An 18,975-nucleotide genomic window follows, 5' to 3' on the forward strand; every position below is an offset into this window, starting at 1 on the left:
GGGTTCTCGATGACACTTTCGCCTTGCGCCCGCTTCGGCGGTGCTTCGCTTTCCTCACGGGCGGCATTCGCCGCCGTTCTTTCGCTGCTGCTGGCTTCGGTCTTGTGCTTGCCGGCCGCATCTGCCCCTGGGCGGGCATGGGCCGACGAGGCCGGCGCGCCTGCGTGGGACGATGCCCCGGGGGCTTCCAGTCCCGAAGAGCGTCTGTCCTACCTGCGGGAGCTTGCCGAAGGGGGCAACGTCACCATTCACGTTATGGCGTTCATGAGCTCAGATGCTATCCTGGTGGAGAGCGACGGTCGGTTCGGGCTGGTGGATGCGGGCGAGGACGACGACTATCCGGACGGGTCCGACCCCCGCTACCCGCTTCGCGACGGCATCATCATAGGAGAGGGCCACGAAGACGAGCTCATCGCCTACATGAAGTCGCTCGGCGTGACCTCCGGGAACCTGGAGTTCGTGCTGGGTACCCATCCCCATTCCGACCATATCGGCGCGCTGGACGAGGTCATCTACGAGTTTCAGCCCTCGCGGGTGTATTTGATGGAGTACCAGGACTCCTACGTGACGAGGCCCGACGATCTGTGGGACAACCTGTACGTTTACGACCACGTTCTGCAGGCGACGGCCGATACCGGGGCGGTGCTCGTGCAATCCTTCGACGAGGCGGCCCCCGTCATCCCCGCTTCTCGCGAGGATGCGCCCGAACCCGATTCTCCCGGGGATGCCGAAGGAGCCCCCGGTACTGGCGAGGATGCTCCGGTCGCCTTCGGCGAGCCTGCGGACGACTCCGGCGATTCCCTCATCGGAAACCCCGTCTTCATGCTGGGAAGCGCGCTTATCGAGGTCATGAACTATTCCGAGGACTACAAGCATACGCCGAAGCCGGACGCGAACTACTTCTCTCTGGGCGTCAAGGTGAGCGCGGGAGGCAAATCGGGTTTTCTTGCCGGGGATATCAACAATTACGGAGACGGGGACGAAACAATGCTTGCGCCGCTAGTGGGCAAGGTGGACTTCCTCAAGCTGGGCCATCACGGCGGAGCCGGATCGAACACCTCGGACTACCTGCGGACGCTGAGCCCTTCGGTCGTGATGCAGACCTCCGATTTCCCGGGAGCCTCGCAGGCGCTGGTCGACGACTCCCTGAAGCTGGGGTATCGCTACTACGATTCCGCCGTGGTGACCGAAAAGGGCTTGCCCGCCCTTGCCGTTACCTTCGAGGACGGTCGGCTTACGACAAATATCGCGGTCGAAGGCTACCGCGTGCGGAGCCGCTCATCCTCCCCGCATTACTATCTGTTCAGGAACTTCGCTCCCGTGCGCTATTCCGGTATCGTCGAGGACCAAGACCGACGGTTCTTCTTCAAGAACAGCTTCGTGGCCTTGGAGGACGCCTGGTATACGGACGGGTCGGGTACGTACCGGCTGGACTCCGACGGTCTTCCCCTTGAGGGGTTCCAAACCATCGACGACAAGCGCTACTGCTTCGACGATGAGACCGGGGTGCTGCTGAAGGGGCCGCGGTGGATCGAGGACGGCACCTCTCGGTTCCGGGTAACCGCCGACGGTTCCTTCGCGTCGGGCTGGCATCTTGTCGAGGGGCTGTGGTACTGGCTCGACCCGCAGACCTATGCGATGGCCACGGGCTGGCTTGAGGTGGACGGCAGGAGCTATGTGCTTGGGGACGATGGGGCCATGGCTGCGGACCGGTGGGTTCTGCACGACGGCCGGCGATACTGGGCTTCGGCTTCCGGCGCCTTGTCCGCAGGATGGAGGCTCGTCAGCGATCGGTGGTATTGGCTCGACCCGCAGACCTATGCGATGGCCACGGGCTGGTACAAGGTGAACGGCGAGTGGAACTGGTCTGATTCCGAAGGCGTATGGCATCCGAACGAGTGGAAACGTGACGCTGCCGGCTGGTGGTACGCCTGGGCCGACGGAACGTACCCGACAAGCTCCTGGCAGCTTATCGACGGCGAATGGTACCGCTTCGACGGTTCGGGCTATATGTGCATCGGATGGTGTCTTGCCGGCGGCCGCTGGTACTATCTGGCTGGCGACGGAGCCATGCGCATCGGCTGGCAGAGAGTGGATGGTGAATGGTACTACCTGGGAGACTCCGCCGATGACGGCGCTATGCGAACCGGCTGGCAGAAGGTGTCGGGGCAGTGGTACTTCCTCGAGGATAGCGGGGCCATGGCCACGGGCTGGAAGCGCATCGGCGGAGTGTGGTACTACCTGACGGGGTCGGGCTCCATGGCCGTCGGCTGGCAGAAGGTGGGCGACGAGTGGTACTACCTGGGCGACTCGCCCGATGACGGCGCCATGCGCACCGGCTGGCAGAAGGTGGGCGGCACGTGGTACTTCCTGCACGAGTCCGGCGCTATGGCGCATAGCTGCTGGGTGGGAAGCTACTATGTGGACGGGTCGGGGGCCATGGTTACCGACGCATGGGTGGACGGCTACTACGTCGACGCGACGGGCCGTTGGGACTCTTCGAAGTAGCGGACGCCAGGCATCGGCGTGGTCGTTTCGTGAGGGACGGCGTTGCCGTTTGCGATGGTCTATACTGACTAGCTGTCCGCGATTCGGACGCACATACTCATCAAGAGCCGGGGGAGAGAGTTGGCTCACCGATCCCGGCGCCAACCTGGCTTCGCGCCTGCAAGCCAAGGTGGTCCAGCCGACAGCGATGAAGGAGGAAACGCCCTATGGCAAACGCTGTGCAAAGCTACCTGTTTACCTCGGAATCCGTTACCGAGGGACATCCCGACAAAATCTGCGACCAGATCTCCGACGCCATCTTGGACGCCATCCTGTCAAAGGAGACCGAGCTGGCCGCATCCGGCTACATTGCCCCCAACGGACATCCGGCCGATCCGGCCCAGGTTCGCTGCGCCTGCGAGACCATGGCCACCACCGGCATGATCATGGTGACCGGCGAGATCCGCACCCAAGCCTACGTGGACGTGCCCGGCATCGTGCGCGACGTGATCCGCGAGATCGGCTACGACCGCGCGAAGTTCGGCTTCGACTGTGAAACCTGCGGCGTGATCAACGCCATCCACGAGCAGTCGCCCGACATCGCCATGGGCGTCGACGAGAGCTGGGAGGCTCAGCACGGCGAGGGCGCCGACGACCCCTACGAGCGCATCGGCGCCGGCGACCAGGGCATGATGTTCGGCTACGCCTGCAACGAGACCTCCACCCTTATGCCCATGCCCATCTACCTGGCCCACCGCATGGCCGAGCAGCTGACGGCGGTGCGCAAGTCCGGTGAGATGCCCTACCTGCGTCCCGACGGCAAGACCCAGGTGTCGGTTCGCTACGTGGACGGTAAGCCCGTGTCGGTGGAGAAGGTGATCGTGTCCACCCAGCATGCCGAGGACGTGGAGCACGAGCGCCTGGCCAACGAGGTGATTCAGAACGTGGTGAAGCCGGTGCTGGCCCGCGAGGGAGTGGCCCTGGCCGACGGTGCCCAGATTCATGTGAACCCCACCGGCCGCTTCGTTATCGGAGGCCCTATGGGCGATGCCGGCCTTACGGGCCGCAAGATCATCGTGGACACCTACGGCGGCATGGGCCGACACGGCGGCGGCGCCTTCTCGGGCAAGGACTGCACCAAGGTTGACCGTTCCGCCGCCTACGCCGCGCGCTGGGTGGCCAAGAACGTGGTGGCCGCCGGTCTTGCCGACCGCTGCGAGGTGCAGGTGGCCTACGCCATCGGCATGGCGCGCCCGGTGTCGATCATGGTGGAGACCTTCGGTACGAACCACGTGCCCGAGGCCGATATCGAGGCCGCCGTCGCGAAGGTGTTCGACCTGCGCCCCGGCGCCATCATCGACGCCCTCGATTTGCGTCGGCCCATCTACCGCAAGACCGCGGCCTACGGGCATTTCGGTCGCGAGCTGCCCGAGTTCACCTGGGAGCGCACGGACAAGGCCGACGAGCTACGGGCTGCGTGCAACCTGGCGTAAACCGCGCGGTTGCATCCGGCTTCGGGGCGATTCGGCAAAATCGGCGTGGTTGCCAAAATGAGGGGTGACAAGCACGCGTTTTAGTGTATTGTATTCCCCGTGCCTTCGGAGCGAAGGCAAGTGTTGCCGCCATGCAGCACGCATTGTTACTTCCCTCCAAAAAGCGGGGAAAGGAAAGAGGAATAAAATGGCGGAAGGTATTGTGAAGTGGTTCAACCCCGAAAAGGGCTACGGGTTCATCTCTCAGGACCAGGGCGAAGATCTGTTCGTCCATTTCTCTGAGATCAAGATGGACGGCTTCAAGACCCTTGACGAGGGTGCTCGTGTGTCCTTCGACGTGACCGAAGGCCAGAACGGCAAGAAGCAGGCGAGCAACGTTCAGAAGATCTAACTCGCGCTCTCAAACTCAAATGCCTGAGGCGGTCTCGGAAACGGGGCCGCCTTTCTTTTGCGCTTTGATGTGGAGGGCGGGGGCGCAGGGGTCCGTGCTCGGACAGTCCTGCTCGCTTACGAGCGCTTCGCGCTCACGCTCGTGCGGAACTGAGCGTGGACCCCTGCGCCCCCGGCATCGACGCGACATACAGGACGCCGTGCTCGGACAGTCCTGCTCGCTTACGAGCGCTTCGCGCTCACGCTCGGATCGAAGCCGCTCCGCCGGCAAGCAATGGGGCTTGGGCCCGCCCGGCGCAGAACGCCATGCTCGGACAGTCCTGCTCGCTTACGAGCGCTTCGCGCTCACGCTCGTGCGGAACTGCGCGTGGCATCCTGCGCCGGGCGGGCCCAAGCGTGCACTCGTTACAGGATAAGCATGGCGTCGCCGAAGGAGAGCAGGCGGTAGCGCTCTTGGATGGCGTGCTCGTAGGCGGCCAGCAGGTTCTCGCGGCTGCTGAAGGCGCTCACCAGCATCATGAGGGTGGAGCGGGGCACGTGGAAGTTCGTGACCAGGCCGTCCACTACGTGGAAGTCGTAGCCGGGCAGGATGTAGAGGCTCGTGGCCTCGCGCTGGCGCGCCCGCAGACCGCCCTGGTCGCCGTCGGTTTTGGGGTCCCAGGCGCTTTCCAGGCTGCGGACGCTGGTGGTGCCGACGGCCACCACGCGCCCGCCGGCCTCCTTGGTGCGCTTTACGGCTTCCACGGTGGCGGGGGGAACGGTGTAGTACTCGGTGTGGATGACGTGCTGCTCGGGGTCGTCCTCGTCCACGGTTCGGAACGTGTCCAGGCCCACCTCCAGCTCGACGCAGGCCCAGCCGACGCCGCTGTCCTTCAGGCGCTCGATGAGCTCTGGCGTGAAATGGAGGCCAGCCGTGGGGGCGGCGGCCGAGCTCTCGCGCTGGGAGTACACCGTCTGGTACAGCTCCTCGTCGCCGGCGTAGTCGCGGATGTAGGGGGGCAGCGGCGTCTTTCCCACCGCGTGGAGCGCCTCGTCGAGGGAGGGGAGGGGCGTGGAGAGGCGCACTTTCCGCTCGCCGCGGTTCCCGCCCTCGGCCCAGTCTATCACCTCGGCGCTCATGGCCACGTCCCCCGCTTCGTCGAAGAAGTCGACCACGGCCCCGGTGCCGGGCTTCAGGCGCTTGCCCGGGCGCACGAGCGCCTCCCAGAAGGCAACGCGGTTGGTGCGCGGCTCGGGACCGCCGCATTCGCGCAGCAGGAACACCTCCGCTGCGCCGCCCGTGCCTCGCTTGGCTCCCAGCAACCGCGCGGGCAGCACGCGGGTCTCGTTGGCCACGAGCAGGTCGCCCGGGCGCAGGTAGTCGGAGATGTCGCAGAACAGCCTGTCCTCAATCTGGCCGCTTTGCCGGTCCATCTTGAGCAAGCGGCAGCGGTCGCGCACTGCTGCCGGCGTTTGGGCTATGAGCTCGGGGGGCAGTTCGTAGTCGAAATCGTCGGTTCTCAAGGAGGGCGCCTTCCTTCCTGCTTCTTGGATGCTTGGGGTTATTGTCCCACGACAAGGCTGCGTCTCGCGTGGCGGTTCTCGCTTTTGCTCGTAGCGTCAAGGAGGCCGCTCTACGCGGGACGATTGAGAAGATGCAGCCGCACGAGCCCCTCGAGCGTGAGGTGCTCCCGATGCTCGCCGACCGTCTTGCAGAGGGCGGCCATGGCGCGGGCGTTCTCGCCGGCCATGATCGCCTGCGCCGGCTCTCCCAGCTCGCGTCGGCACTGCTCCACCAGCCCGTCGATCATGGCCGCCTGCCCCAGGACGAATCCGGATTGCATGGCCTCGCGGGTGCTCTTGCCGATAGCGCATCTGGGGGCGCGCAGGTCGACCGAGGGCAGCTTGGCCGCCGCCGTGGCCGCCGCATGGGCGGCTACCTGAAGCCCCGGCGCGATGATGCCGCCCACGAAGCGGCCCTTTCCATCCACAACCGCGAAGGTCGTGGTGGTTCCCAGGTCAACCACGATGAACGGCGCCTCGTAGGAGGCCATGGCGCAGGCAAGGTTCGCGACGATGTCGGCCCCCAGTTCGCCGGGGTCGTTGTAGCTCATGGGCACGCCGGTCTTGATGCCCGGTCCCACCACCAGGGCTCGGCGCCCGGTCAGCTGTGCGGCGGCCTGCACCCAGGCGTCGGTGAGGTCGGGCACTACCGAGGCCACCACGGCGTCCTTCCAGCGGGCGGGCGCCGGCTGGAAGGCGTCCGCGCCGTCGGGCCTTCCCGCAGGTTGGCCGGGGCAGGCCGCAAGCGACAGGACGGTGGCCACGGCTTCGTCGCGGGTGCACCCCGGCGCCGTGGAGGCGCTCCAGACGCGCAAGAGGCGTCCGTCTCGGGCCAAGCCCAGCCTGACGCGGGTGTTGCCCACGTCGATCACCAGGAGGGGAGCCGTTGCGTCCTGGCGGTTGTCTGCATTGCCGGCCATGCTGCAGCCTTTCTGTCGGCCCCGGGGCGGGGCTGGATTTCCTCGCTCGTTTCATTATACTGTTCCACCGTCCATCGGTAACCCGACTCCCTGGATTGCGGGGGAGCGGATATACGAAAAGGAGAGAGAATGGACTCTGTCAAAGGGCAGCTGACCCTGCGCGGCATCGTCATCGGATGCATAGGCTGCGCGCTCATCACCGCGTCTTCCGTCTACATCGCCTTGCGAATGGGGGCCCTGCCATGGCCCATCGTGTTCGCGGCAATCATCTCGCTGTTCTTCCTGAAAGCCGTAAGCCGCGGGAAATCCACGCTCAACGAGGCCAACGTCACCCATACGGTCATGAGCGCCGGCGCCATGGTGGCCGGCGGTTTGTGCTTCACCATCCCCGGCATCTGGATGCTGGGCTACGCCGACCAGGTGGGCTGGGCCGAGATGCTGCTCATAGCCTTGTCGGGCGTGGCCATAGGACTCGTGTGCACCGTAGCGCTGCGCCGTCACTTCATCGAGGACTCCGGCCTGGAGTTTCCCATCGGCGAAGCGGCCGCCCAAACGCTCAAAGCGGGCGACGCCGGCGGCAAGACCGGCGCGAAGCTCTTCGGCGCCATGGGGTTCGCCGGGGTCTACACGGTGCTGCGCGACCTTCTGGGTGCGATCCCCTCCATGTTCCTCGGCAACGTCTCCATCCCCGGCGTGGTGTTCGGCATCTACAACTCGCCCATGATGCTGGCAGTGGGCTTCCTCGTGGGCACCGGGGCCGTGGCCGTGTGGTTCGCCGGCGGCCTGTTCGCCAACTTCGGCATCATCGTGGGCGGCTCGGCTGCGGGGCTGTGGGACGTATCCGACGGCCAGAGCATCGTCTCCAGCTTGGGGATGGGCCTTATGATGGGAGCCGGCTTCGGGGTCATCTTCAAGAACATCGTCCCGAAGGCGGCCTCGATGCTGCGCCGCCAGGCCGCTTCGTCCGCATCCGCTGAAGCCCCTCGGCGCGCCAGGCTGGGTGCCGGCGTCATGGCCCTGGTCGTTGCGGCCGTCGCCCTGGTGCTGTGCTTCGCTTTGGGGCTCGGTCCCGTTCCTGCCGTCATCGTGGTGGCGCTCGCCTGGGTGGCCACGGCCATGAGCGCCCAGAGCGTCGGCCAAACGGGCATCGACCCCATGGAGATCTTCGGGCTGATCGTGCTTCTGGCCGTGGCTGCGGCCTCCGACCTGCCCCAGGTGCAGCTGTTCTTCGTCGCCGCCGTGGTGTCTGTGGCCTGCGGCCTTGCCGGCGACGTCATGAACGACTTCCATGCGGGTCATGTGCTGGGAACGTCCCCGAAGGCCCAGTGGGTCGGCCAGGCCATCGGGGCCGTGGTGGGCGCGCTTGTGGCGGTGGCGGTCATGGTCGCCCTCGTGGGGGCCTACGGCCCCGATGCCTTCGGCGTGGGCAAGGAGTTCGTCTCCGCCCAGGCAAGCGTGGTGGCCACCATGGTCTCGGGCATCCCGTCGGTGCCGGCCTTCGCCGCGGGGCTTGTCGTCGGCGTGGCGCTGTACTTCGTCGGGTTCCCGGCCATGATGCTGGGGCTCGGCGTCTACCTGCCCTTCTACATGTCGCTCACGGCGTTTCTGGGCGCCATGGCCAAGCTCGTCTACGATGCCGTCTGCAAGCGCCGCGACAAGGACCTTTCCGAGCAGGAGCGGCAACGTCGCCAGCTCGATCAGGCCGAGACCGGCCTGGTGGTGTCGAGCGGCCTTCTGGGCGGCGAGTCCATCGTCGGCGTCGTTGCCGCGTTCATCGTCATCGGCATGGGCATTGCCGGCTAGTTATTCCGTGGTCGGGCGCCGACGGCTCGGCGCCCGACCACGACCCGTAGTATACTGACGGCGGAAAACGGACGCCTGCTACGGACGATTGCGAAGACTATGACCAGAAGCTCTGATGCCATCCCCTACAGAAGCCTCGACCCCGCCGTCGAGGCGGCCATACGCGCCGACAGGGAATCGGGACGGCTCCACCCGCTGCGCTTTTGCGACGAGGACCTGGTGCGCCGCGAGGATCTGCCCCACGACCGCGCGACGCTCCTGCGCCCGGGGTTCGCGCGCGACATAGAGAAGATCATCAACGTCCCGGCCTACAACCGCTACGCCGACAAGACCCAGGTGTTCTCCTTCGTGGAAAACGACGACATCAGCCGCCGCGGGCTGCATGTGCAGCTGGTCAGTCGCGTGGCGCGCAACATCGGCCGGCTGCTGGGGCTCAACACCGAGCTCATCGAGGCCATAGCCTTGGGCCACGACGTGGGGCACACGCCCTTCGGGCATGCGGGGGAGCGCTTCCTTTCCGAGTGCTACCACGAACGCACGGGCCGCTTCTTCAACCACAACGTCCACTCCGTGCGGGTGCTCGACGAGCTCTACCGGCGAAACGTCAGCCTGCAGACCCTTAACGGCGTGCTCGCCCATAACGGCGAGTTTGCCTGCCAGCAGCTGGCCTGCGCGCCCATGGACGACTTCGACGCCCTGGACGCCACGGTGGAGTCCTGCATCGCCGACGAGTCCGTCATCGCCCATCTGCGCCCGGCTACCTTGGAGGGGTGCGTGGTGCGCGTGGCCGACATGGTCGCCTACCTGGGCAAGGACCGCGCCGACGCCTTGGCCATGGGCGTGCTGGACGACCTGGAGTGCTTCGAGAGCTCCTACATCGGCCGCGAGAACGCCAAGATACTGAACAACCTCACCGTGGACATCGTGAACAACAGCTACGGGCGCGACTGCATAGCCATGTCGCAGGAGGCCTTCGAGGACCTCAAGCGGGCCAAGCGCCAGAACTACCGGCTCATCTACGAGCGCGAGGGGTTCGCCGACGGGTCGGGCAACGTGGTGGAGGAGATGTTCCAGGAGATGTACGCGCGCCTGTACGACGACGTGGTCGCGGGCGACGAGTCCTCCCCGGTGTTCGCCCACCACGCCCGAAACCTCGCTCGCTGCTCCTCGAGCATCGACGCGGACGCCTACATGGCCGGAGAGCCGAACCAGATCGTGGTTGACTACCTGGCCTCCATGACCGACAGCTACTTCATGGCCCTCTACGAGCACCTGTTCCCCCGCAGCGTGAAGACCATCGTCTCGCGCGGCTACTGCGCCGACTTGGGCCGGGAGTAGGCCGTGGCGCAGATTAGCAACGAGGACGTCGAGCGGGTACGCGAGGCCACCGATTTGGTGGCCCTGGTGGGCGAGCGCACCCAGATACGCCAGAAGGGCCGAGACTTCTGGTGCTGCTGCCCCTTCCATCAGGAGAAGACCCCCTCGTGCAAGATCGACGGCGCCACGGGGCGTTGGCACTGCTTCGGCTGCGGCGAGGGGGGCGACGCCTTCTCGTTTCTCATGAAGCTGGACAGTCTGTCCTTCCCCGAGGCCGTGCGCGCTCTGGCCGAGCGCGCCCATATCGAGATCAAGGAGACTTCAGGCGGCCGTCCTGCCGTCAGCCGCGACCGAAAGGGGCGGCTGCAGGAGGTGTGCAAGGCCACGGCCGACTTCTACCATCGCCAGCTGCTGTGCCTGAAGGGCGCCGAGGCCGACGCCGCCCGCTCGTACTTGGGGGGACGGGGACTCGGCGGGGAAGTGGCCAAGCGCTGGCAGCTGGGGTTTGCGCCGGGCCATGGCGTCCTCGTGCGCCACTTGGGGTCTCTCGGGTTCACGCCTCAGGAGATGGTGCAGGCCAACGTCGCCCTGCAGCGTGACGGCGGCCCTCTGCGCGACAGGTTCTTCAACCGGGCTATGTTTCCCATCTTCGACGAGCGGGGGTCGGCCATCGCCTTCGGCGGCCGGGTCATCGGCCAGGGGGAGCCCAAGTACCTCAACTCCCAGGAGACCCCGCTGTTCCACAAGTCGAAGGTGCTCTTCGGGCTGGACAAGGCGAAGGCCGCCATGGCCTCGACGGGCGTGGCCATCGTGACCGAGGGCTACACCGACGTCATCGCCCTGCACGAGGCCGGCATCCGCAACGCCGTGGCCACCTTGGGCACGGCGCTCACCTTGAGCCATATCCGCCTGCTCTCGCGCCACGCCTCCAAGCGCATCGTCTACCTGTTCGACGGCGACGAGGCGGGCAAGCGCGCCGCGGACCGGGCGCTCGGGTTCATCGACGAGTCCATGACGCCCGAGGCCGGCCGCTCCCAGGTGGAGCTGTGCGCGGTCACGCTGCCCGACAACCTGGACCCGGCCGACTTCGTGGCGCAGCGCGGGGCCGATGCCCTGCGCGAGCTCATAGACCAGGCCGTCCCCCTCATCCAGTACGGCATCGACCGGCGGCTCGCCCGTCACGACCTGTCCACGGCCGAAGGACGCTCGGCCGCCCTGGCCGACGCGCTGTCGGTGCTCGCCCCCATCAAGGGCTCGTTTCTGGCCAAGGACTACGCGGTGCAGCTGGCCGGGCGCACCCGGGCGAGCGAGGCCGACGTGCTCGCGCGCCTGGCAGCGCTCAAGGCTCCGCGCAGGACGGAGACGGCCGACGAGGAGGCGCTCGGATTTGCCGCTGCGGGACCGTCCGTGCCGCCGCCGGCGCCCGCTGCGCCTCGTCCCCGGAGGCTTTCTGCGGCGGAGCGCAGCCGGTTGAGCTTCGAGCGGGAGTTCCTGCGGCAGCTGTCGACCAATCCCCAGGCGGCCCTGGACCGATCCGATGCGCTGGCGTCCACCCGCTGGCACGACGGTGCCCACCGCGACGTCGCCTCGGCCATGCTTGAGGTGCTTGCCGAGCAGCCGTCCCTGTCGCCTTCGCGCTTCGCGGCCGCCGTCGTCGAGCGCGCCCCCGTGGCCGACCGGGTGCTTGCCGGCGGGGTGGGGGGCAGCGAGGCGACCGACTTCGCCGAGCGGTCCTACCTGGACACGCTGCAGTTCGTTGCCGACGAGCTTTCCATCGGCGACCTTCGCGACGAGCTGCAGGGGATACGGGCGTCGCTTGCGGCCCCCACGGGGGTCACCGACGAGGAGCGGGCGGTCTTCCTGCAGATGGCCTCGGTGCTGCAGTCCCAGCTGGTCGAGCGGCAGAGCGCCCACGGAAGAGCCTGAGGGCGGTTGTGTGCGGACTTCGGGAGTTGCTTGCAATGGCCGGTTCGTACCGCTAAAATGACTGTTTCGTATGCGGTCTGTCGGCTTGCGCCGATCAAAACTACCAAGGAGCGTGTTTCGTTGAATCCCCTCGCTATCATCATGTGCATTTTGCTGGTGCTCTCCGGCATCGGGCTCATCATCTTCGTGCTGCTTCACTCCGGCAAGGGTACCGGCGTGTCCGACATGATCGCCAGCTCGGTCTACTCCAGCCAGACGGGCACTTCCATCGTGGAGAAGAACCTCGACCGCATCACCATCATCCTGGCCATCGTGTTCTTCGTGTCCCTGATCGTGCTCATGATCGTCTATCCTCAGGGCACCATCACCCCGGGCCAGTAGGGAAGGACCGCTTCGCCTGAACGGTTCGGCGAGGTTATGCCAAAGCTGTGTGGTTGCGCGATCGCCGTTGCTTGCCTCGGCGATCGCTCTTATTATAGGTAGACTGCCAAAAGGGCAGGGGCGCTTTGCCTGGTGGCCACGGATTCCCCCATGGCTACTCGGCTTGGCGTTAAGGAACTACCGTCGGATACGTGCCGGCGACATTTGGGAAAGGAACGAACCATGGCAGAGAAGCTGAGCATCAGCAAGGAGCGTACCGCGGAGCTCATCAAGGAGTTCGGCAAGGACGAGCACGATTCCGGCAGCCCCGAGGTTCAGGTGGCCATCCTGTCCGAGCGCATCCGTAACCTCACCGAGCATCTGAAGACCCACAAGAAGGACAACCACACCCGCCGTGGCCTCATGATGCTCATCGGTAAGCGCCGCGGGATGCTGAAGTACATCAAGGAGCGCGATATCGACGGCTACCGCGCCCTCATCAAGAAGCTCGGCATTCGCGACAACATCTAAAGCGAAGTTGGTTTGATTACGAAAGCCCGCGGTAAGCGGGCTTTCGTCTAAAGCGGACGAAGGCGCAAGGGCGCCCTCGCCCGCGGGTGGCGGGCGTTGTGCCCGCCGCTCGAAGAAGCTCCGGCGCATAGGGCGTCGGGGAGAAGAGAAAAGGTTGAAAGCACTATGATCGAGAAAATCGTCGAGGAGTTCGAGCTCTACGGCAAAACCTACCGTCTGGAAACCGGCGAGCTTGCCAAGCAGGCCACCGGCGCCGTGGTGGTAACCCAGGGAGACACCACGGTGCTCGTTACCGCCGTTATCTCCAAGGAGGAGCGCGACTTCGACTTCTTCCCGCTGACGGTGGACTTCATTGAGAAGATGTACGCCGTGGGCCGCATCCCCGGCGGCTACCTGAAGCGCGAGGCCCGTCCCTCTGAGAAGGGCACCCTGACCGCCCGCATGATCGACCGTCCCATCCGTCCCGGATTCGTGGACGGCTTCAAGCGCGAGGTGCATGTGGTGGCCACCACGCTGGTCGCAGACCAGATCAACCCGCCCGACTGCATCTGCGTCGCCGGTGCTTCGGCGGCCCTCATGCTGGGCGCGGCCCCCTTCGATGGCCCGGCTGCCTGCGTGCGCATCGCCCGCAACAAGGAAACCGGCGAGTTCATCGTCAACCCCACCTTCGAGGAGCAGGACAACTCCGACCTTGAGCTCACCATCGCCGGCACTGCCGACTACATCTCCATGGTTGAGGCTGGTGCCGACGAAATCTCCGAAGAGGACATGCTCGCTGCCATGACCTTCGGCCAGGAGGCCATCGCCGCCTTCTGCGAGGTGCAGCAGCGCTTCCTGGACCGTTGCAACATCGAGCCGAAGGAATGGCCGGTCCATGTGGCCGATCCCTCCATCGCCGAGCGCGTGACGCCGTTCTTGGACGCCATGAGCGAGGCCCTGCACGACGCCGACAAGGCCGCCCGCATGGCCAAGGTTGAGCAGCTCAAGGCTTCCATCGCCGCCGAGCAGTTCACCGACGAGGAGCGCGCTGCCTGGAAGGCCGACATCGCCGCAGCCCTGAAGTCCCTCGAGAAGAAGGCCATGCGCTCCATGGTGCTTGCCACCGGCGAGCGTGCCGACGGCCGCACCCCCGAGGAGATCCGTCCTCTCTACATCGTTCCGGGCTATCTGCCCCGCGTTCATGGTTCCGGCCTGTTCCAGCGCGGCCAGACCCAGGCGCTGTCCATCTGCACCTTGGGCATGCTCAACGAGTGGCAGCGTCTTGACACCATCGATCCGGCCGAGGGCAAGCGCTACATGCACCAGTACAACTTCCCGCCCTACTCCACGGGCGAGACCGGTCGTATGGGCGCCCCCAAGCGTCGCGAGATCGGCCATGGTGCGCTGGCCGAGCGCGCGCTGCTGCCGGTGATCCCCACCGAGGACGAGTTCCCCTACGCCATCCGCGTGGTCTCCGAGGTGCTCGAGTCCAACGGCTCCTCCTCGATGGCCTCCACCTGCGGTTCCACCTTGGCCCTCATGGACGCCGGCGTGCCCATCAAGGCTCCCGTGTCCGGCATCGCCATGGGGCTCATCAAGGAGGGCGACGATGTGGTCATCCTCTCCGACATCCAGGGCATCGAGGACTTCCTGGGCGACATGGACTTCAAGGTGTGCGGCACCTCCAAGGGCATTACGGCCCTGCAGATGGACAACAAGGCCCGCGGCCTGTCCGTGGACATTCTGGCCCGTGCCCTCACCCAGGCCAAGGAAGGCCGAGCCTTCATCCTTGACGCCATGCTGGACACCATAGCCGAGCCGCGCGCCGAGCTGTCCAAGTACGCGCCCCGCATCGAGACCATCCATATCCCCGTGGACAAGATCCGCGACGTCATCGGCTCCGGCGGCAAGGTGGTCCGCGGCATCCAGGAGCAGACCGGCGCCCAGATCGAGATCCTGGAGGACGGCACCATCCACATCGCTGCCGTCGAGGGGCCGGCCGGCGAGGCCGCCAAGGCCATGATCTTGGGTATCGTGAAGGAGCCCGAGGTGGGCGAGGAGTTCGATGGCGAGGTCGTGGGCATCAAGGACTTCGGCGCCTTCGTGAAGCTGACCCCGGGCAAGGACGGCCTGCTGCACATCAGCCGCGTGGCCAACGGGCGCGTGGGCAAGGTGGAGGACGTGCTTAGCCTGGGCGACATCGTGAAGGTGAAGGTGCTCGAGGTCGACCCCAACTCCGGCAAGATCTCCCTTGACCGTCTGGACAAGCCCGACGCCCCGGCTCCGGCCGAAGGCGACCGCGCCCCGCGGGCCCCGCGCGATGGCGGCAAGGGCACCAACCGTTCCGGCCACCAGGGCGACAACCGTCCCGGTCGCTCGAACCGCACGCCGCGGCGCCGCCACGAGTCCTCCGGCGAGGAGTAGCGCCATGGTGCGCGTTGCGGTAAGCGGCTGTTGGGGCCGCATGGGCTCCACCGTGGTCGAGGCCGTCACCGCCGCCGACGACATGGCGGTGGCCTGCGGCATCGACCCGTCCGGCGCCGAGGGTGCCGAGCAGCCCTTCCCGGTGTACGCCTCCGTGGCCGAGGCGCTTGCGCAGTGCGACTTCGACGTGATGGTGGACTTCAGCCAGCCCGACGCCGTGGCGGACAACGTCCGCGCGGCGCTTCGGGCCGGCGTGGACTGCGTGGTGGGCACCACCGGTCTTGGCGCCGAGGCTTTGGAGGGGCTGGCCCGGGAGGCTTCCGAGGGAACCTGCCTGTTCTTCGCCCCCAACTTCACTACGGGCGCTGTGCTCATGATGGAGTTCGCCAAGGCGGCGGCGGCGTACTTCCCCCAGGCCGAGGTCATCGAGTACCACCACTGCAACAAGAAGGACGCACCGTCGGGCACCGCCGTGCGCACGGCCCAGCTCATCTCCGAGGCGCGCAAGGGCAGCCCCAGCGAGGCTCCCGGCAGCGAGACCGAGATCGACGGCTGCCAGGGCGCCCGCGGGGCGCTCGTGGAGGGCATCCCCGTCCATTCGGTGCGCTCCATGGGCTTCGTGGCCAGCCAGGAGGTGGTGTTCGGCAGCTTCGGGCAGACGCTGACCATCCGCCACGATTCCTGGGACCGCCACTCCTACATGCCCGGCGTGCTCTTGGGCATCCGCAGCGTGTCGGGGCTCTCCGGCCTGGTGGTCGGCTTGGAAAACCTGATGTAGGCCTTCGGGGCCTTCGGTAGACGACTAGGAGGTTGCTATGACGACGCCTCGCTTCGGTCGGATGATCCCGGCCATGGTCACCCCCTTCGACGAGAACCTTGAGCTCGATCTGGACCGCGCCCAGGAGCTTGCGGTCCGCCTGGCCGACGGCGGCGCCGACGCGCTGATCGTCAACGGCACCACCGGCGAGAGCCCCACGGTGTTCTACCCCCAGAAGATGGAACTGTTCGGCGCGGTGGTTTCGGCTCTCGGCGGTCGCATTCCCGTGATCGCCAACGTCGGGGACAACTGCACGGCCGACACGGTGAGCTTCGCCCAGGATGTGGCGAAGCTCGGGGTGGACGGCCTCATGTGCGTCGTTCCCTACTACAACAAGCCTCCCCAGGCGGGCCTGCTGCGGCATTTCTCGGTCATCGCCGAGGCCGTGGAGCTGCCCATCATCCTGTACAACATCCCGGGCCGCTGCGTGATCAACATGCTGCCGGAAACCACGCTTGCGCTGGCGCACGGTCACGAGAACATCGTGGGCATCAAGGAGGCGTCGGGCAAGCTGGACCAGGTGGAGGCCATCGTGAAGGACGCGCCTGCAGGCTTCGACGTATACTCCGGCGACGACTCGGCCACCCTCGACATCATGGCCCGGGGCGGCGTGGGCGTCATCTCCACCATCGGCAACGTGGCGCCCGGGCGCATGAAGGAGATCGTCGACCTTGCCGCAGCCGGTCGCTGGGACGAGGCGGCCGCGGCCAACGAGCGGCTCATGCCCCTAATGGAGGGCCTGTTCGAAACGTCCAACCCCATCCTGGTCAAAGAGGCCCTGAAGCTGGCGGGGTTCCCGGTGGGCGGCGTTCGCCTGCCCCTGGTGGACGCGACGGCTGCTCAGTCCGAGCGCCTTGCGTCCCTTATGAGAGAAGTTGGCGTGCTCTAGAGCGCGCCGTTTGAAGAAGATTGGCATTATGACTGAACCTAAGAAGACCGAACCTAAGAGCGGCGACGGCTCGAAGCGCACGGCGCGCGCGAACGTCGACGGCAAGAAGAAGGATGCCGCGCGGGCGGCCAAGCCTCGTACCGAAAAGGCCGCGCAACCCCAGAACGCCGCCGGCGAACAGAGCTCGTCCTCGGACGGCCGTCGCCGGCGCCGGCCTCGGCAGGGGGCTCAGGAGCAGCAGACGCAGTCCTACAAGCACGTGCAGATAGAGCGCAAGCGCCCCTCCCTTTCCAAGGAGGACGGCAAGCGCTCCCAAGCCCCTGCCGCAGGCGAGCGCCAGAAGCGCAAGCCCAAAGCCAAGCGCCCGTCGGGCCCGGTGCTCAAGATCATCCCCCTGGGCGGTCTCGACGCCATCGGCAAGAACATGACCGCCTTCCGGTGCGGAGGCGACATGATCTTGGACGATGCAGGCCTGATGTTTCCCGACGACAACCATCCCGGCGTCGACTTGATCCTGCCCGATTACACCTACGTGCTGGAGAACGCCGACAAGCTGCGGGGCATCATCATCACCCACGGCCACGAGGACCATACCGGATCGCTGCCCTACCTGATGAAGGACCTCGACCGACCGGTGCCCATCTACGCCACCAAGATGACCTTGGGGCTTATCGAGGGCAAGTTCGCCGAGCACCGCATCAAGAACGCCAAGCTGGTGGAGATTAAACCCGGCGACACCATCGACCTGGGCTGCTTCACCGCCGAGTTCTTCGCTGTGAACCACTCCATCCCCGGCGCCGTGGGCGTGTTTCTGCGCTGCCCGGCCGGAAACGTGCTGCACACCGGCGACTTCAAGCTGGACCAGACCCCCATCGACGGCGTGACCACCGACTTCGGAGCCCTGGCGCGGTTCGCCCAGGAGGGCGTGGACCTCATGATGAGCGATTCCACCAACGCCACCAATCCCAACTTCACTCCCAGCGAGGCCGAGGTGGGAAAGGAGCTCTCGAAGATCATCGCCCAGGCTAAGGGGCGCGTCATCATCGCGTCGTTCGCAAGCCACATCCACCGCATGCAGCAGATCTGCGACGCGGCGGTGGCCAACGGGCGCAAGGTGGTGGTGACCGGGCGCTCCATGATCCAGAACACCGACATCGCCCGCAAGCTGGGGTACTTGAGCATTTCCGACGATAACCTCATCGATGCCTACGACCTGAAGGGCATCCCGCCCGAGCGGGTGGTCATCATGTGCACGGGAAGCCAGGGCGAGCCGCTGTCGGCCCTGGCCCGCATCGCCAACGGCGAGCACAAGACCATCGACATCGAGGAGGGCGACACCGTCATCATATCGGCCACGCCCGTTCCCGGAAACGAGAAGGCGGTCACGCGGGTCATCAACTCCCTGGCCAAGATCGGCGCCGACGTCTACGACAAGAGCCGCGCCCGGGTGCACGTGTCGGGCCATGCCGGCGCCGAGGAGCTGAAGCTGGTGCTGTCCATCGTGCAGCCCACCGCCTTCATGCCCGTGCACGGCGAGGCCACCCACCTTCGGGCCCACGCGCGCCTGGCCGAGGCCACGGGCGTGAGTCCCGAGAACATCTTCATCTGCGAGAACGGCGAGAGCTTGGAGCTTGGGGCCGGCAGCGTCTCGCGTGGCGAGGTGGTGCAGAGCGGCATCGTGTACGTGGACGGCCTGTCGGTGGGCGACACCTCCCAGCAGGTGCTCGACGAGCGCACGTCCCTGGGGTCCCAGGGCTTCGCCACTATCGCCGTGGCCGTGAACGGACGCAAGCGGACGTTGGCGGGGGAGGTACAGGTGGAGACGCACGGCATCTCGGGCGGCGACGACGACTACATCGCCCACGAGGCCGCATCGGCCGTCCGCCGCGCCATGGAGCGCACCTTGGCCAAGGAAGCCGGTCCCAAGGAGCTGCGCAAGGCCGCCAAGGACGCGCTGCTTCAGGTGCTCTGGGAGACCACCAAGACCCGTCCCATGGTGGTGGTCAGCATCATCGAGGTCTAGGCCGCGATCGACAAGGCCCATCTCCGGTTGCGGGGCGCTTTCGCCCCGCAATCTTGGTCTTTGGCGGTGTTTTG

At 66.3% G+C, this 18,975-nt stretch carries 14 protein-coding genes; 12 read left to right on the plus strand and 2 right to left on the minus strand.

Annotated features, from left to right (window positions below; genetic code table 11):
* Positions 1-9 precede the first annotated feature (9 nt).
* The 3 genes from NFR41_RS07560 to NFR41_RS07570 all read left to right on the plus strand — a co-directional run bounded on the left by NFR41_RS07560 (position 10) and on the right by NFR41_RS07570 (position 4,371).
* The gene (locus tag NFR41_RS07560) at positions 10-2,508 is read left to right on the plus strand and encodes an MBL fold metallo-hydrolase (protein ID WP_251231353.1); all 2,499 of its coding nucleotides are present in this window, start codon (positions 10-12) and stop codon (positions 2,506-2,508) included.
* A gap of 206 nt (positions 2,509-2,714) precedes the next feature.
* The gene (metK, locus tag NFR41_RS07565) at positions 2,715-3,980 is read left to right on the plus strand and encodes a methionine adenosyltransferase (RefSeq protein WP_285833865.1); all 1,266 of its coding nucleotides are present in this window, start codon (positions 2,715-2,717) and stop codon (positions 3,978-3,980) included.
* 187 nt (positions 3,981-4,167) lie between these two features.
* Positions 4,168-4,371: a cold-shock protein gene (locus NFR41_RS07570; protein ID WP_160212380.1), complete on the plus strand. Its 204-nt coding sequence runs from the start codon at positions 4,168-4,170 to the stop codon at positions 4,369-4,371.
* A gap of 404 nt (positions 4,372-4,775) precedes the next feature.
* Here NFR41_RS07570 and queA read toward each other — a convergent pair whose 3' ends face one another.
* Positions 4,776-5,873, minus strand: a complete 1,098-nt coding sequence (queA, locus tag NFR41_RS07575) for a tRNA preQ1(34) S-adenosylmethionine ribosyltransferase-isomerase QueA (protein ID WP_251231354.1) — start codon at positions 5,871-5,873, stop codon at positions 4,776-4,778.
* Positions 5,874-5,983: 110 nt separating this feature from the next.
* A complete protein-coding gene (locus tag NFR41_RS07580) occupies positions 5,984-6,832 on the minus strand; it encodes a type III pantothenate kinase (protein ID WP_251231355.1) in 849 nt (282 codons plus the stop codon).
* 129 nt (positions 6,833-6,961) lie between these two features.
* Between NFR41_RS07580 and NFR41_RS07585 the strand changes: the two genes are divergently transcribed.
* The 9 genes from NFR41_RS07585 (at position 6,962) to NFR41_RS07625 (ending at position 18,901) form a co-directional block, all read left to right on the plus strand.
* Positions 6,962-8,635: an OPT/YSL family transporter gene (locus NFR41_RS07585; protein WP_251231356.1), complete on the plus strand. Its 1,674-nt coding sequence runs from the start codon at positions 6,962-6,964 to the stop codon at positions 8,633-8,635.
* A gap of 99 nt (positions 8,636-8,734) precedes the next feature.
* The gene (locus tag NFR41_RS07590; RefSeq protein WP_251231357.1) at positions 8,735-9,973 is read left to right on the plus strand and encodes a deoxyguanosinetriphosphate triphosphohydrolase family protein; all 1,239 of its coding nucleotides are present in this window, start codon (positions 8,735-8,737) and stop codon (positions 9,971-9,973) included.
* 3 nt (positions 9,974-9,976) lie between these two features.
* Entirely contained in the window at positions 9,977-11,878 is a 1,902-nt protein-coding gene (gene dnaG, locus NFR41_RS07595) for a DNA primase (protein ID WP_160212385.1), read from the plus strand.
* 120 nt (positions 11,879-11,998) lie between these two features.
* Entirely contained in the window at positions 11,999-12,259 is a 261-nt protein-coding gene (gene secG, locus NFR41_RS07600) for a preprotein translocase subunit SecG (protein ID WP_160212386.1), read from the plus strand.
* Positions 12,260-12,481: 222 nt separating this feature from the next.
* Positions 12,482-12,769: a 30S ribosomal protein S15 gene (rpsO, locus tag NFR41_RS07605; RefSeq protein ID WP_160212387.1), complete on the plus strand. Its 288-nt coding sequence runs from the start codon at positions 12,482-12,484 to the stop codon at positions 12,767-12,769.
* Positions 12,770-12,934: 165 nt separating this feature from the next.
* Entirely contained in the window at positions 12,935-15,172 is a 2,238-nt protein-coding gene (locus NFR41_RS07610; protein WP_432762700.1) for a polyribonucleotide nucleotidyltransferase, read from the plus strand.
* Between the two features lie 4 nt (positions 15,173-15,176).
* On the plus strand, positions 15,177-15,950 hold the full coding sequence (gene dapB / locus NFR41_RS07615) for a 4-hydroxy-tetrahydrodipicolinate reductase (protein ID WP_251231358.1): 774 nt from the start codon (positions 15,177-15,179) through the stop codon (positions 15,948-15,950).
* 37 nt (positions 15,951-15,987) lie between these two features.
* The gene (dapA, locus tag NFR41_RS07620) at positions 15,988-16,878 is read left to right on the plus strand and encodes a 4-hydroxy-tetrahydrodipicolinate synthase (protein WP_251231359.1); all 891 of its coding nucleotides are present in this window, start codon (positions 15,988-15,990) and stop codon (positions 16,876-16,878) included.
* A gap of 28 nt (positions 16,879-16,906) precedes the next feature.
* Positions 16,907-18,901, plus strand: a complete 1,995-nt coding sequence (locus NFR41_RS07625) for a ribonuclease J (protein ID WP_251231360.1) — start codon at positions 16,907-16,909, stop codon at positions 18,899-18,901.
* Positions 18,902-18,975 lie beyond the last annotated feature (74 nt).

It is taken from the genome of Adlercreutzia aquisgranensis, from assembly GCF_943193145.1.
GTDB lineage: Bacteria > Actinomycetota > Coriobacteriia > Coriobacteriales > Eggerthellaceae > Xiamenia > Xiamenia aquisgranensis.